The organism is Terriglobales bacterium, from assembly GCA_035454605.1.
Classification (GTDB): Bacteria; Acidobacteriota; Terriglobia; order Terriglobales; family Acidobacteriaceae; genus DATMAB01.
Genome location: DATIGQ010000213.1, coordinates 1 through 15,441 on the forward strand (window position 1 = coordinate 1; position 15,441 = coordinate 15,441).

The 15,441-nt window shown below is 65.1% G+C and carries 12 protein-coding genes; 6 read left to right on the forward strand and 6 right to left on the reverse strand.

Annotated features, from left to right (window positions below; genetic code table 11):
• On the forward strand, positions 1 to 210 hold a 210-nt coding region (locus tag VLE48_15050), incomplete at its 5' end, for a DUF4261 domain-containing protein (GenBank protein ID HSA94329.1).
• Between the two features lie 20 nt (positions 211 to 230).
• On the opposite strand, the gene VLE48_15055 is transcribed toward VLE48_15050, so the two are convergent.
• Both VLE48_15055 and VLE48_15060 read right to left on the reverse strand, forming a co-directional pair.
• Complete coding sequence (locus tag VLE48_15055) at positions 231 to 1,568, reverse strand: Nramp family divalent metal transporter (GenBank protein ID HSA94330.1); 1,338 nt, start codon at positions 1,566 to 1,568, stop codon at positions 231 to 233.
• Positions 1,569 to 1,729: 161 nt separating this feature from the next.
• Positions 1,730 to 2,386: a metal-dependent transcriptional regulator gene (locus VLE48_15060; GenBank protein HSA94331.1), complete on the reverse strand. Its 657-nt coding sequence runs from the start codon at positions 2,384 to 2,386 to the stop codon at positions 1,730 to 1,732.
• 102 nt (positions 2,387 to 2,488) lie between these two features.
• On the opposite strand from VLE48_15060, the gene purD reads away from it, so the two are divergent.
• The 3 genes from purD to VLE48_15075 are packed head-to-tail and all read left to right on the forward strand — an operon-like array spanning position 2,489 to position 4,837.
• Positions 2,489 to 3,766, forward strand: coding sequence for a phosphoribosylamine--glycine ligase (purD, locus tag VLE48_15065; GenBank protein HSA94332.1), 1,278 nt, complete (start codon positions 2,489 to 2,491; stop codon positions 3,764 to 3,766).
• Positions 3,767 to 3,814: 48 nt separating this feature from the next.
• Complete coding sequence (gene purE / locus VLE48_15070) at positions 3,815 to 4,315, forward strand: 5-(carboxyamino)imidazole ribonucleotide mutase (GenBank protein ID HSA94333.1); 501 nt, start codon at positions 3,815 to 3,817, stop codon at positions 4,313 to 4,315.
• Positions 4,316 to 4,333: 18 nt separating this feature from the next.
• The gene (locus tag VLE48_15075; GenBank protein HSA94334.1) at positions 4,334 to 4,837 is read left to right on the forward strand and encodes a DinB family protein; all 504 of its coding nucleotides are present in this window, start codon (positions 4,334 to 4,336) and stop codon (positions 4,835 to 4,837) included.
• A gap of 4 nt (positions 4,838 to 4,841) precedes the next feature.
• Here VLE48_15075 and galU read toward each other — a convergent pair whose 3' ends face one another.
• From galU to mfd, 3 genes are read right to left on the reverse strand one after another with little or no spacing between them, the layout of a single operon-like run.
• Positions 4,842 to 5,723 carry a UTP--glucose-1-phosphate uridylyltransferase GalU gene (gene galU, locus VLE48_15080; protein ID HSA94335.1) on the reverse strand — a complete coding sequence of 294 codons (882 nt, stop codon included), beginning with the start codon at positions 5,721 to 5,723 and terminating at the stop codon, positions 4,842 to 4,844.
• Between the two features lie 44 nt (positions 5,724 to 5,767).
• Positions 5,768 to 9,178, reverse strand: a complete 3,411-nt coding sequence (locus tag VLE48_15085; protein ID HSA94336.1) for a DUF885 domain-containing protein — start codon at positions 9,176 to 9,178, stop codon at positions 5,768 to 5,770.
• Complete coding sequence (gene mfd / locus VLE48_15090) at positions 9,175 to 12,744, reverse strand: transcription-repair coupling factor (GenBank protein ID HSA94337.1); 3,570 nt, start codon at positions 12,742 to 12,744, stop codon at positions 9,175 to 9,177. The genes VLE48_15085 and mfd overlap by 4 nt, the downstream gene beginning before the upstream one ends.
• Positions 12,745 to 12,809: 65 nt before the next feature.
• On the opposite strand from mfd, the gene hemL reads away from it, so the two are divergent.
• A complete protein-coding gene (hemL, locus tag VLE48_15095; GenBank protein HSA94338.1) occupies positions 12,810 to 14,132 on the forward strand; it encodes a glutamate-1-semialdehyde 2,1-aminomutase in 1,323 nt (440 codons plus the stop codon).
• Here hemL and VLE48_15100 read toward each other — a convergent pair.
• Entirely contained in the window at positions 14,129 to 14,851 is a 723-nt protein-coding gene (locus VLE48_15100; GenBank protein HSA94339.1) for a polysaccharide deacetylase family protein, read from the reverse strand. The two genes, hemL and VLE48_15100, sit on opposite strands and share 4 nt — an antisense overlap.
• 198 nt (positions 14,852 to 15,049) lie before the next feature.
• Between VLE48_15100 and VLE48_15105 the strand changes: the two genes are divergently transcribed.
• On the forward strand, positions 15,050 to 15,441 hold a 392-nt coding region (locus tag VLE48_15105), incomplete at its 3' end, for a deoxynucleoside kinase (GenBank protein ID HSA94340.1).

Sequence of the window (15,441 nt, forward strand, 5' to 3'; positions counted from 1 at the left end):
GGGCACCGAGAAATCGAGATGGAGAACGTATCGAAGCCGACGATGGAAGAGGTTTCGCAGATATATGACCTTGCCAACTACCTCCTGAGTTCAGGCAACGTAATCCAGGATGGCGATACCGTGGGTGACGTAGACGATCCGATCCGCGTCCGATATCGACCATCGGTCTACGACGCCAGCCGAAAAGCAATGACCTTATCTCGGGACTAGGGTGCCCGGTTTTCGGCGCGCTAGCCTGCCATCCACATGCGGAAGGTCTGCACGAGCAGCCAGGCGTTGAGGGCGGCGATGACGACGGCCACCATCCAGGAGAGAGTCTTGACCCAGCCGGGGTTCACGAACTCGCCCATCTTCAGCTTGTCGCTGGTGAACATGACCAGCGGAAAGACGGCGAAGCTCAACTGCATGCTGAGGATCACCTGGCTCAGGACCAGCAGGCGGGCGGTGCCGCTTTCTCCGTAATAGAAGGTCACCAGGACGGCCGGCACAATGGCCACCATGCGGGTGATGAGGCGGCGCAGCCAGGGCTTGAGGCGGATGCGCAGGAAGCCTTCCATCACGATCTGCCCGGCGAGCGTGCCGGTGAGGGTGGAGTTCTGGCCGGAAGCCAGCAGGGCGAGAGCGAACAGGGTGCTGGCGCTCACCACGCCCAGCACGGGCGTGAGGAGCTGGTGGGCCTGGCCGATCTCGGCGACTTCGCTGTAGCCGTTGCGATGGAAGGTGGCGGCGGAGACGATGAGGATGGCGGCGTTGACGAACAGCGCGAACATCAGCGCGATGGTCGAATCCAGAGTGGAGAACTTGATGGCTTCGCGCATGCCTTCGCGGGTGCGCTCGAAATTGCGCGTCTGCACGATGGAGGAGTGCAGGTAGAGATTGTGCGGCATCACCGTAGCGCCCAGGATGCCGATGGCGATGTAGAGCATCTCCGGGTTGGTGACGATCTGGGGCGAGGGAATGAAGAAGCCGCGGGCGATCTCGCGGATCTCGGGGCGGGAGAAGATGATCTCCAGCCCAAAGCAGAAGCCCACCACGCTGATGAGCGAGATGACCAGCGCCTCGATGTAACGGAAGCCGCGGTTCTGCAGGAACAGGACCAACAGCACGTCGAGGGCGGTGAGACACACACCCCAGATCAGAGGGATGCCGAACAGCAGTTCCAGCGCAATGGCCGAGCCGATGACTTCGGCCAGGTCGCAGGCGGCGATGGCGACCTCGCACAGCACCCACAGGCCGAAGGAGACGGGCTTGGAGTAGTGGTCGCGGCAGGCCTGGGCGAGGTCGCGCCCGGTGACGATGCCCAGCTTGACGGCCAGGCTCTGCAGGAGGATGGCCATCAGGTTGGAGAGCATGATGACCGAGAGCAGGGTGTAGTTGAAGCGCGAGCCGGCGGCTAGGTCGGTGGCCCAGTTGCCGGGATCCATGTAGCCGACGGCCACCAGATACCCCGGCCCGGCAAAGGCCAGCATCTTGCGCCAGAAGCTGGCGGTACGCGCCACCGGCAGGCTGCGATAGACCTCAGGCAGGCTGGGGGACTCGGCTTCGAAGCGCCAAGGGCGGGTGCTCATACGCTTGTGCGGTGGCTTCCGAACGGAGGGGCGGAATCAACCACGGCAATAATTCTCTATTTAACCTAGGTTAATTGGCAAGTGTTACCTGTGATTCATCACAAGGACGTGTGAGGGGCCGGGAAATTCCTGGCTTCGCTTGGAAGGACCCGGAGCGGACGCTAGGCGTGGGCCGTGGTGACCCAGACTTTCTCCGCTACCGGGCCGCCGATGGAGATGCGGGCCGAGCCGGCGATGACGGTCAGGGTCTGGTCATAGTTGCGGGCGAGCACCTTGAGGCGGACCCCGGGACGGATGCCGCGCTGCTCCAGGAACTCGAGTAGGTTGCGGTCGCGCTCGTACACGCTGGAGACGGTGTAGGCGCCGGGGGCAGCTTCGGAAAGCAGCTTCAATCCGCGGCGACGGCGGGCGGCCGGGTTCTCCGGGGTGACCGGGTTGCCATGCGGACACACGCCGCCGCGGCCCAGCTTCTGAGCGAGCTTGAGCTCGAAATCGGCGGAGACGGCGTGCTCCAGGCGCTCGGCTTCGTCATGCACCTTGTGCCACTCCATGCCGAAAACCTCGGAGAGCATGCGCTCGATGAGGTGATGCCGTTCGGCGGTGCGCTGCGCGATCTCGCGGCCGGCGGCGGTGAGCTGCACGCGTCCGTCTTTCTGGACGCGCACCAGACCGTCCTTGCGCAGGCGACGCAGAGCCATGGTGACCGCGGGAGCGGAAACATCCAGCCAGTGGGCCAGGGTGGCGGAAATGACGGTCTGGCCCTCGCTCTCGGCTTCCAGGATCGCCTTGAGATAGTCCTCTTTGGAGACAGTAATCACGGAAAGGGCATTATACGAGCTAGCGAGTACCGAGTCGCGCGAGCCGGCGATTGACTTACTGCCCGACGGAACCTACTCTTTTGATTCCCCATCTAACCGGATATGCGAGTCCTGGTCATCGGCGGCGGCGGTCGCGAGCACGCACTGGTGTGGAAGCTGCGGCAGTCGCCGAAAGTTACCGAAGTGATCTGCGCGCCGGGCAACGGCGGCATCGCCCAGGAAGCCGAATGCGTGCCCGTGGACGCGGGCTCGGTGGAGGCGCTGGCGCAGGTGGCTCAGAAGGTCCGTCCGGACCTTACGGTCGTGGGGCCGGAACTGCCGCTGGCGCGAGGCGTGGTGGACGAGTTCCAGGGACGCGGCTGGCGTATCTTCGGGCCCACGCGGGAAGCGGCGCGGCTGGAATCGAGCAAGAGCTTCGCCAAAGAGTTCATGCAGCGGGTGAAGATCCCGACCGCGCACTACGCCATTTGCCTTTCGACTTCGGACGTGAAGGACGCGCTGCCCCATTTTCATCCCCCCATCGTGGTCAAGGCCGACGGCCTGGCGGCCGGCAAGGGAGTGGTCATTGCTCCCAGCAAGGAAGAGGCCATGAGCGTCGCGACGGAGATGCTGAGCGGCGAACGCCTGGGCGAGGCGGGGGTGCGGGTCGTGCTGGAAGAGTGCCTGGAGGGCGAAGAACTCTCGTTCCTGGTGCTTTCCGATGGGGAGCGTGTCGCGCCCCTGGTTGCCGCGCAGGACCATAAGCGCGTGGGCGATGGCGATACCGGTCCCAATACCGGCGGCATGGGGGCCTACTCGACGCCCAGCCTGCTCGATCCGCACATGGGCGACTGGCTTCTCAACCACGTGGCCCGGCCGGTGATCGAAGGCATGAAGGCGGAGGAGGCCGAATACCGCGGCATCCTGTATTGCGGGCTGATGATGACCGCGCGCGGGCCCATGGTGCTGGAGTTCAACTGCCGCTTCGGGGACCCGGAGACGCAAGCCATCCTGATGCGGCTGGAGAGCGACCTGCTGGGCGCGTTTATCGCGTCCGTGGAAGGGCGGGTGAGCGAAGGCGATCTGCGCTGGTCCAGTGGGGCGACTACATGTGTAGTGTTAGCCTCTGAGGGTTACCCGGGCAGCTACCAGAGCGGCAAACACATTGAGGGCCTGGAGGACGCGGGGAAGGTCGAGGGCGTCAAGATCTTCCATGCCGGTACGGTGCAGCGTGATGGCAGCTACTTCACGGCAGGCGGGCGGGTGCTGAACGTTTGCGCCCACGCCCCCGATCTGGAGGGCGCGGTAGAGCGCGCATATGAAGCCGCGGGCAAGATTCACTTCGAGGGCATGCACTACCGCAAGGACATCGGGGCAAGGGCCTTGCGTTTGAAGGCGTAGTTGCCGGGTGGGGCGAGTTGAAACGGGAAGAACGAGACACGAAAACCGATGAAAAAAGCGCAAGTAGCGATCGTGATGGGCAGTGATTCCGACCTCGAGTTCATGAGCGAGGCGGCCAAGGTGCTGCAGGAATTCGGTATCGCCTACGAGATGGACGTGACCTCGGCGCACCGCTCCCCGGCGCGCACGGCGGAGTTCGCCCAGGGCGCGGCGCGGCGCGGGTTGAAGGTGATCATTGCGGGCGCCGGCGGCGCCGCCCACCTGGCGGGCGTCGTGGCCGCCCATACCACGCTGCCGGTGATCGGCGTCCCCATCCCGTCGACCACGCTGCAGGGATTGGATTCGTTGCTGGCGACGGTGCAGATGCCGGCCGGCATCCCGGTCGCGACGGTGGCGATCGGCAAGGCGGGCGCGACCAACGCTGCGGTGCTGGCGGCTCAGATCCTGGCGCTGGGCAGCGCTCCTTTGGCCAAGAAGCTGAACGCGTACAAGCTGAAGCTGGCGCGCAGCGTGGAGGAGAAATCGGCGAAACTGAAAGCCGTTACTTAGGAAGCAAGGGAGCGACCGATGTCAGAGATCGCGGGGCTGGCCTTTGACAAGCTGATCGAATACGAGGAAGAAGAAACACAGAAGTGGGAGAAATGGCTGCGAACGCAGCCACCCAAGGCGCTGGAAGTGCCGGTGGGAACGGGTGACACCGCCACCGTGAAGGGGCTCGTCTGGCACATTTGCGCGGTTGAGTATCGGCACGCGCAGCGCCTGCTGGGGGAGCCGGCCGCGTCGCCCGAAGAACTGCGCAGGGATTCGCTCGACGCCATTTTCCGGCTGGGCGACGAGGCGCGCATGAAACTGACCTCGTTCCTGGCCGGAGCCACGAATTCCGTCCTGAAGGAGACCATCACGTTTGAGACGCGCAGCGCGGGCACGTTCACCTGCACCCGGCAGAAGCTGCTGGTGCACGTGCTGCTGCACGGCGTCCGCCACTGGGCGCAGATCGCCACCGCTCTCCGCCAGGCGGGCTACAAGCAGGACTGGCAGCACGATTTCCTGATGACGGGTGCGATGAAATAGCGGGCTACAGCTTCAGTCCCTTGAGCCAGGCGCGGAGGTCGGCGCCCAAGTCAGCACGCTTGAGAGCCAGTTCGATAGTGGCCTGCAGGAAACCGAGTTTATCGCCGGTGTCGTAGCGCTTGCCTTCGAAGACGTAGCCGTAGACCTTTTCCTTCTCCAACAACAGGCGAATCGCGTCGGTGAGCTGGATCTCTCCCAGGCGGCCGGCCGGAGTCCGTTCCAGGGCGTCGAAGATGGCTGGGGTGAGAACGTAACGGCCGATGACCGCCAGGTTCGAGGGCGCCTCCTTAGGCTGCGGCTTCTCTACCAGGTTGCGCACTTCGTAGAGGCGTCCGGCAAAGCGCCCGTCGGTGGGCTTGGCGTCCAGTACGCCATAGGCGGCAATGGCGGGTCCTTCTACTACGTGCGTAGCAATTATCGAGCAACCGGTTTCCTTGTAGGCGTCCACCATTTGTGCCAGGCAGGGGCGAGGCGCATCGATGACATCATCCGCCAGCAGCACGGCAAAGGGCTCGTTACCAACCATTTCCTTGGCCATGAGCACGGCATGGCCAAGGCCGAGTTGTTCCTTCTGGCGGACGTAGGCCACGTGGATCATGTCGGAAATCTGGCGGACGATGCCCAGCAGGTCGTTCTTGCCGCGGTGCTCCAGCATGTGCTCCAGCTCGTAGCTGGTGTCGAAATGGTCCTCGATGGCGCTCTTGCCGCGGCCGGTGACGATGATGATCTGGTCGAGGCCCGCGGCCAGGGCTTCCTCCACGCCGTACTGGATGATGGGTTTGTCCACCAAGGGCAGCATCTCCTTGGGCTGCGCCTTGGTGGCGGGCAGGAAACGCGTGCCCAGGCCGGCGGCGGGAAAGACGGCTTTGCGGATGCGTGGCGGCATGATAGGCGCGACGGGCGATTATAACCGCGCGGGCTGCGGCCTCACTATGGTGAATCCTCACGCAGCAGCGCCTTGCGAATCACGGGAATCGGCACACTGCCCTGCTGCATGAAGCGGTCGTGGAACTCGTGCAGGCTGAATTGCTCGCCACGGGCTTTCTTGTAGTCGTCGCGCAGCTTGAGGATCTCCAGTTTCCCCAGCGTGTAGACCAGGTAGGTAGGGTCGGAGGTGCCGCGCCGGGTCTCGCGCTCGGCGCTGACTTGCGGCTGATAGGCTTCGCGGCGGAAGAACTCAACGCCTTGCTGGTAGGTCATCTTGCCGGTGTGCATCTCGATGCCCACGACGAAACGGGCGTTGCGCAGCAAGGCATCCTGGAGCTGGGAGAGGCGTAGCTTCAGGAAGTTCGCATCCGGGTTGGCGCCGCTGCGCCCGTAGCCCTCGTCCAGCAACATCTGCTCGCTGTAGTGAGCCCAGCCTTCGACGTTGGTCCAGGCGAAGCCGAAACCCAGAGTGCTGAAATCCGTGGCCAAAAACAGCCGCAACCTGGACGGCGCCTTGTCCTGCCACAGGTACTGGGTGAAATGGCCGGGATAGGCCTCGTGAATGGAGGTCCCCACCAATCCCACGAAGCTGAAGCTGCGCATGTGGCTCTCGACCTGCTCGGGCGTGGCGGCCGGGTCGGGCAAGGCGACGTGATAGAAGGCTTCATTCACATGCTGCTCGAAAGCGCCGGAAGCATCGAGCGATGCGGAGCTGGTGGCGCGCATGAACGGCGGCGTCTCTTCGACGCGCAGGTGGCGGCCGGAGGGCACACCGATGATCTGGTGTTCGACGACGAATTGGAGCAGTGAGCCCAGGGTCTTGCGGACGGCATCCAGAAGCTGGCCGGGCGCCGGATGATCGCGTTCGATCGCGTCCAGCACCTCTTGCGGCGAGCGCGCGGGATCGATCTGGCGGGCGGTCTCGGCGAACGCGGCCTGGTTGCGGCGCAAGTCGGCGTAGGCAGTGGCCAGCAACTGGTCGAGCGGCGTATCCACCATTTCTTCGTAGAGCAGCTTCTTGCGGAACAGGTCGGCGCCGATGCGGAAGTCGCCCTTGGAGCGCGGCAGCAGGTCCTTGCGAAGGAACCGTTCGTAGTCGCGCAGCGCGGCAATGGCCTGCTGGTTCGCGTTCCGGAAGTCGGCCATGAGTTGCGGATCCTTGACGCTGGCGAATGCGGCCGGCACGTCGTTCTCAAAAAAGCTGACGATGCCGGGCAGCTGCAGCAGCGCGGTCTCGGTGTGGATGCGCGGCGGGTTCTTCAGATTGGCGCGGGCCTGCTCCAGGAGGCGCGGAATGGCGCTCAACCGGGCGGTGGCGGAACGTATCCGCTCGTCCACCGGCGCGAATTCGCGGCTCATCAGAACAAAGATGGTGTTGCTGGCGAGCGAGGAGTAGTCGTCCGGATTCGTCTGCCACATGCGCACGCCTTCCAGGCGCAAGAGGGAGGCGCGAATGAAGCTGAGGGCCAGATCGCGGTCTGTAGCTTCCAGGGCGGTCGCGGTCTTCACCTGTTCGAAACGGCGCTCGAAGCTGCGGAGTTCGCTGACCTGGGCCTGGATGCCGGCGGGCGAGAAGTCTTCGATGCGGCCGTCGTGCTCATGGATTCCGGCCACGGTCGCGGGGGTGGGATTCGAACGGAAGAAGGCGGCAATGAAGTCGTCCACCAATGCCGAGAAAGCCTGCGCGGGAGCCTTTTCTTCTCCCAGCAGCGCCTGGCGGATGACCACCAGCGGCACCGGCCCCTGGGCCAGGAAAGCGTCGTGGAAAGCGCCGATGGTGAAGCGGTCGCCTTGTCGCTGGCGGTACTCTTCGCGCAGTTTCAGGATCTCCAGCTTGCCCAGCGTGTAGATGAGGTAGGTAGGATCGGCGGTGCCGCGCTTGGTTTCGCGTACGGCATTGATGTGCGTGAGGTAGCCTTCCTTCTCGAAGAACTCGATGCCCTGCTCATACGTCATCTTGCCGGTGTGCATCTGGAGGCCGACGAGGAACCGGCAATTGCGCAGCAGGGCTGCCTGCAACTGGCCCAGGCGGAGTTTCGGGTCGTTGTTGCCGTAGCCTTCGTCGAGCATCATCTGCTCCGCATAGTGGGCCCAGCCCTCGGAGTTCGAGCCGGCAAAGGCGGCGGTGGTCCACAGCAGCTTGCGGAAGCGCGTGGGCGCACGGCCCGTCCACAGTCCCTGCAGGTAGTGGCCGGGATAGGCTTCATGCACCGACGTCGCAATGATGGTGTTGCGGTTGAAGAACGACATGTGGTCTTCCACTTCCTTGGCCGACCAGGCCTTATCGGGAAGCGTGACATTGAAGTAGGCTTCGGTGGCCTTGGTCTCAAAGGCGCCGGGCGTGTCCATGGAAGCGAAGGTGAGCGCGCGGGCGAAGGGCGGCGTTTCCTGCAGGATGGGCTCGACCGGCGAGGGGATGGTCACAATCTTGTTGCTGGTGAGGAATTCCTGAAGGCCGGCGAGCGTGCCGCGGAAAGCGTCCAGCAGGGCGGCGGGCGCAGGATGGTCCTTGCCCAGCTCGGCCAGCACTTCCTGCGGCGGCCGTGAGGCATCGATGCGCGCGGCCGTCTCGCGGAACCACTGCTGGTTGCGCCGCAGATCGGCGTAGCCGACCTCCAGCAAGCGCTCCAGCGGCGTGTCCATCATCTCCTCGTAGAGCAATTTTTGGCGGAAGTTCTCCGCGCCGATGCGAAAGTCGCCGTGGGAGCGGGGCAGCAGGTCTTCGCGCAGGAATTTCTCGTAGGCGCTCAGCGCCTCGATCACTTTACGGTTGGCCTGGCGGAATTCCGCCAGCAGGGCTTCGTCTCTCACTTCGGCAAAAGCCTTGGGCACATCGTCGCTGAAAAACCCGATGATGCCCGGAGCTTGCTGCAGGGCGATCTCGGTGTAGATGCGCGGCGGATTCTTCAGATTGGCGCGGGCCGCGTCGAACACGGCCGGCATCTTGCGCAAGCGCGCCGTCACGGCGCGCAGGCGCTCCGCCTGGGGGGCGTAGTCGCGGCTCATGATCACGAACACGGCATAGCTGATGCCGTTGGCGTAGCTGTCCGGATTCTTTTCCCACCTGCGGATCGATTCCAGCTCGAGAAGACGGCCGCGGATGAGCGAAATCGCCATTTCGCGGTCGGCGGCATCTACGGGCTGGAGCTGTGCCGGATCCCACTTCTCGAACTGGGTGAGCAAAAGACGAAGGTCCCGGATCTCAGCTCGTACCCCTTCCTGACTGTAATCCTCGAGCTGCGAGTCGTATTCATGGAAACCCGCTGCCGTGGCTTCGGTAGGATGGTGCTGGAATCGAATCGTGAAGTACTGATCCAGCAAGGCCAGCGGTTGGGGGCCGCCGTCGGCCATGGCCGTGGGCATCCCTGTTAGAGGCAGCGCGAACAGCAGCAGCAACATCCAGCGAGTCTTCATGCTTTCTCCGTAGTGGTGAGTGTATCTCGCGCCTTTCCGGAAGCAGCTTCACCGGCGGCGAGGTGCAGCAACAGGTCTCTTAGACGCGCCAAGACTTCCGCGGCCTGTGTGGACTTGAGCGGGAATTTCAGGATGCCGGCCGGCGTAAACTGCGCCCCGCGTTCACCAGCGACGAAACGGGCCAGGCGGCCTGGATCGATGTTGGCGGCAGGGGAGAAGTGCAACTGCACTTCGTGGCGGCGGCGCTCGATCATGGTCACGCCCTGGCCGGCGGCCACGAGGCGTAATGCGGCGTACTCCAGCAAATGGCCGACAGCGGGCGGAAGCGGGCCGTAGCGGTCGGCCAGTTCGGCGCGCACATCGGCAAGCTGGGATTCCGACTCTACACCGGCCACGCGCTTGTACATGCGCAGACGCTGGTTCTCATCCGGAATGTATTCCGGCGAAATGCGGATGGGCAGGCCCAGGTTGATCTGGGTCTCGGCGGGCGCGCGTGGCGCTTCCTGCCCTTGCAGTTCGCGCACCGTCGTCTCCAGCATCTGGGTGTAGAGCTCGAAGCCCACGGCTTCGACGTGGCCGCTCTGCTCCGCGCCCAGCAGGTTGCCGGCACCCCGCAGCTCCAGGTCGAGCGCCGCCAGCTTGAACCCGGCGCCCAGGTCGGAGAACTCCTTGAGAGCGGCAAGGCGGCGCCGGGCAACCGGGGTGAGTTCATCCCCGCCGGGCACCAGCAGGTAGGCATAGGCACGCCGGTTGGAACGGCCCACGCGTCCGCGAAGCTGATAAAGATCGGCCAGGCCGAAACGATCGGCGCGATGAATGAGGATGGTGTTGCACAAGGGGATGTCCAGGCCGTTTTCGATGATGGTGGTGGAGACCAGCACGTCGGCGTCGTGGCGCATGAAGCGGAGCATGACCTTTTCCAGTTCGTTCTCCGACATCTGTCCATGTCCCACCAGCACCCGGGCTCGCGGGGCCAGCTCCTGGATGCGGGCCGCCATTTCGTAAATGGTGTCCACACGGTTGTGGACGAAATAGACCTGGCCGCCGCGCTCCAGCTCATGCTCGATGGCGGTGCGAATGAGCGGCTCGTCGAAGGCGGCCACCACGGTCTGGATGGCTATGCGGTCGCGCGGCGGAGTCTCGATCACGCTCATGTCCCGCAAGCCGACCAGCGACATGTGCAGGGTGCGGGGGATGGGTGTGGCCGACATGGTCAGGACATCCACTTCCTTCTTGAGCTGCTTCAGCCGTTCCTTATGGCGGACGCCGAAGCGCTGTTCTTCATCCACGATCACCAGGCCGAGATTCGGGAAGTGCACATCGCCGGAGAGCAGCCGGTGGGTGCCGATGACGATATCCACCTTGCCGGCCTCGACGCGCGCCAGGATCTCCTTCTGCTGCTTGGCGGTGCGGAAGCGGCTGAGCATTTCGACCGCGATGGGAAAGGCAGCGAAGCGTTGGCGGAAGGTTTCATAGTGCTGGAAGACGAGCACGGTGGTGGGCGCCAGCACCACCACCTGTTTGTTGTCGCCCACGGCCTTAAAGGCGGCGCGCATGGCGACCTCGGTCTTGCCGTAGCCCACGTCGCCGCACAGCAGGCGATCCATGGGCTGGGTGGACTGCATGTCGCGCTTGACGTCCACGACGGCCTGTTCCTGGTCTTCCGTCTCGCTGTGCTCGAAGGCGTCCTCGAACTCGCGTTGCCATTCGCTGTCGGCCGGGAAGGAGTGGCCCGCAGCGGCACGGCGCTGGGCATAGAGCTTGAGCAGCTCGTCGGCCATCTCCTGCATGGCCTTCCTGACCCGGGCCTTGGTGCGCGTCCAGGCGGCGCTGCCCAGGCGCGCCAGCGGCGGTGCGGCGCCCTCCGCCGAGCGGTACTTCTGCACCAGGTCCAGCCGGGTGAGCGGCACATAGAGCTTGGCGCCCTCGGCGTACTCCAGCACCATGAACTCCGCGGCGGAGTCGCCATGGGCGATCTCCTTCAGGCCCAGGTAGCGCCCGATGCCGTGCTCCACGTGGACCACGTAGTCGCCCACCGCCAGGTCGCGGAAGTCAGAGAGGAACGCGGAGACCTTGGACTTGCGGCGAACCGGTTGCGCAATGACGGTTTCCGACTCGTCGAACAGGTCGCGGGCCCCGAACAGGGCCAGGGCCGCGCCGGGCAGGATGGCGCCATCAGGAATCGAAGCTTTAACTACTGTTGTAGTAGTGAGATCTTCCGCCAGGTAGCCGCTCTCCTCCAGCCAGGTTTCGCTGCCGGAGCCGGTGCGGGAGCCCAGGCGATAGGGGAGACCATACTCCGCCAGGACCTCGGCGATACGCTCCACCTCGCCCGCATTGGGAGCGGCGAAGACCACGTGCTGGCCTTCCGCCGTAAGGCGCTTTACCTCCTCCACCATCGAGGGGATGGAGCCGTGGAAACGGGGCGCGGGCTGGGACAACAACGACAATTGTAGTTGTTCTCCCGAGCTCTCGATGCCCAAGTGCTCCAGCGCGCCGCCGGGCTGGCTGTCAACAAGCGGTACAAGCTGTTCCGGCGGCAGATACAGCTCTTCCGGGGGCGCCAGCCGGCCCACCCCGCTGCGTTCGTGGGCGGCCTCGACTCTCTCCCACCAGTGCTCGAGTTCCGACCGCATGAGGGCGGGCTCATCGACCATGACCACAGACGCGGGGAGGAGGTCCAGCAGCGTACCTTCGCTGCCGGAAAGCGGGGCATAGAGCTCCCAGCCGGGGAAGACGGTCACGCCGGTAGCGGCCATGGCCCGTTCGAGGGTGACCTCGGCTCCGGCCACCCGCCTGCCGGAGAGCCGGGCGTGGATGGCGGCGAGCATCTCCTGCCGGACCGGGGTCTCGGTGAGCGGCAGAAGCAGGGCCTGGTCGAGCGGGGCAGAGGACCGTTGCGAGGCCGGCTCGAACTTGCGAATGGACTCGATCTCATCGCCGAAGAACTCCACCCGCACCGGGCGGTCGGCCTCCGGCGAATAGACGTCCAGGATGCCGCCCCGCACGGCGTATTCGCCGGGCATCTCCACCAGGTCGGCGGGGGCGTAGCCGACCTCGTTCAGGTGCTCGGTCAGCGCCTGGATATCCAGCGCTTCGCCGCGGCGCAGCACGCGACCCAGCCCGGCGTAGTACTCCGCAGAGCGCAGGCGCATGGCGGCGGCGGCCACCGGCACAATGACGATGGATGCCTCGCCGCTGGCGATCTTCCATAGCGTAGCCGCGCGCTGCTCCTGGATCTCCGGGTGGGGCGAGAGATTGTCATAGGGCAGGGCGTCATAAGCGGGCAGGACCAGCACCGACTGCGGATCTGCCGCGCCCGTCAACTCGCAGAAGGCGCGCAGCACCGGAGCCAGGTCTTCCGCGGCGTGATTGTTGCCTACCACGGCCACCAGCGGTCGCATCAGCCGGTGGTGAAGCAGCGCCAGATAGAGGGCTTTAGCGGTGGGGGTGAGGCCGGAGACACTTATCCGCCCCGCGCCGGCCCGGAGGTGGGGTATGGCGCGCGCCAGGGCGTCCAGCTTTTCCACGTCCGCAAAGAGCTGGCGGACGAAGGGAAGAATCATGCGAAGTTCATTCTAACAGCCGCGCGGGAACCGTCTGGTATAGTACTGGCCTTTCCCGAGGTCCCATGCCCCGCAAGCTGGACCGCTCCCGCGAACTGCAGAAGAAGGCCGAGGCGCTGATGCCCGGCGGCGTGAGCTCACCGGTGCGCGCTTTCCTGGCGGTGGGTGGCGAGCCGCCCTTCCTGGTGCGCGGCCGCGGGGCGCGCGTCTGGGACGCCGACGACAACGAGTATCTCGATTACCTGGGCTCCTGGGGGCCGCTGATCCTGGGCCACGCCGAGCCTCGCGTGGTGGCGGAGGTCGAGTTGGCGGCGCGCAACGGCACCAGCTTCGGCGCCTCCACGCCGGCGGAGGCCGCGCTGGCGGACCTGGTCACCGAGGCCATGCCGTCGATCGAGAAGATCCGCTTCGTCAATTCGGGCACCGAAGCGACCATGTCCGCCATCCGCGTGGCCCGCGCCTTCACCGGGCGCAAGTACGTGATCAAATTCGAAGGCTGCTACCACGGACATGCCGATTCGCTGCTGGTGAAGGCGGGCTCGGGAGTGGCCACGCTGGGCATTCCGGGCTCGGCGGGCGTACCGGAGTTCATCGCGCAGTTCACGCTGGCGCTTCCTTTCAACAACGTGGAGGCGCTGCAGGACGCCTTCCGGCGGCTGCCGGGGGAGATCGCCTGCGTCATCGTAGAGCCGGTGGTGGGCAACATGGGCGTAGTGAAGCCCGCGCCTGGATACCTGGACGCGCTGCGCTACATCACCTCGCGCCACGGGGCGCTGCTCATCTTCGATGAAGTGATGACCGGCTTCCGGCTGGCCTGGGGTGGAGCCCAGGGACGCTACGGCGTGGTGCCGGACATGACCACGCTGGGCAAGATCATCGGCGGCGGCCTGCCGGTGGGCGCCTACGGCGGCCCGGCGGAGATGATGGACCTGGTGGCGCCGCTGGGGCCGGTGTACCAGGCGGGAACACTCTCCGGCAATCCGCTGGCCATGGCTGCAGGCCTGGCAACGCTGCGCTATCTGCAGGAGCATCGCCGCACCTTCTACACCGGCCTGGAAGACCTGACGCGGCAACTGGTGGCGGGCGTGACGGAGGCGGCGCAGCAGAACGGCATCGCGCTGACCCACAACCAGGCGGGCTCCATGTTTACCTGGTTTTTCACCAACACCGAGGTACGCGACTGGGCCACCGCCCAGCAAGCGGATGCCGCGCTCTATGGCCGCTTCCATCGCGGCATGCTCGACGAGGGCGTGTATCTTCCGCCGTCGCAGTTCGAAGCCGCATTCCTCAGCGGCGCCCACACCGACGACGACGTCAGCCAGACCATCGAGGCGGCGCTGCACGTGTTCGCAGAGATGAGCCGGGAGCAACGGGCGAAGAAGAGCTAAGAGGAATTCGACGCGGAGCCCGCCATCATCTCCGGCACGGTGACGAACTCAAATCCTTGGCTCTTATAGTGCGGGACGATGCGCCGCGCAGCTTCGACCGAGTGCGCGCGATCGGCTCCCATGCGGCGGTGCGAGCCGTCGTGCAGCACGATGACGTCGCCGCCGCGCACCTGCCGGCGGATGTGGCGTTCGACGCTGTCGGCGGTGGTGCCGTACCAGTCATAGCCCAGCACGCTCCAGGTCACCGTGGCCAGGCCGAGCGAGCGCGCCGTGGTGACCACGTCCGGCCGCTTCAATCCGTACGGAGGACGGAACACGGTAGCGCGCCAACCGGCCGCCTGCTCGATCGCCTTCTGGCAGCCTGCCAGCTCGTGCGCCACGCGCGCGGAAGGAAGGAAGGCCAGCCGCGGGTGGGTCTGGGTATGGTTGCCGATGGCGTGGCCGGCGCCGAGGATTTCCCGCACGATGTCCGGCCGCTTCTCGACGTGCATGCCGATCAGGAAGAACGTCGCCCGCACGTTCTCGCGCGCCAGGACCTCCAGCAGGCGCAGCGTGTGCGGGTCGTTGGGACCGTCGTCGAAGGTCAGAGCGAGTTGGCGGGAGCCGCGACCGTTGCCGTAGAAGACCGGGCCGCAAAGCCGCGTCCGCGGCGCGAGCGAGGCGTAGAGACCGAACATCGCCGCCGCGCTGACACCGGCTCCGGCCAGAGCTTCCAGCATGGGGAGAGATTGTACCTACTGCAATGTGGTCCTGTGGTCATCGAGTCATCGGGTCATCTGCAAGAGGGGCGTGCATTGCCGATGACGACATGGCCGAATCACGACATAACCACATCAATCAAGAGGTTTACTGATTCCGCAATTGTGCAGGTGCGGGAGCCGGGCTATGCTGCGGACTGTCTCGCGCTTCAGGGACTCATGGCCAACTTCTTCGAGCTGCCCCGGTACATCGCTGTGGAGGGACCCATCCGGGTCGGCAAGAGCACGCTGGCCCGCATCATCGCGGAGCGGTTGCACGCCCAACGCGTGGCTGAGCCCGAGGACAACCGCTTCCTCACCGCCTTTTACGAAGGCGAGCCCGGCGCCGCCTTCCAGGCGCAGATGTCGTTCCTGGTGCAGCGCTATGAGCAACTGCGCGGCCTGGAGGCGGGACCCAACGCGCGTAAGACCATCGTGGCCGATTACATCTTCGAGAAGGACAAGCTGTTCGCCTGCATCAACCTGACCGACGCCGAACTCGACGTCTACAACCGTTACTACAACGCCTTCCGCGAGCACATACCTACGCCCGACCTGGTCATCTACCTGCA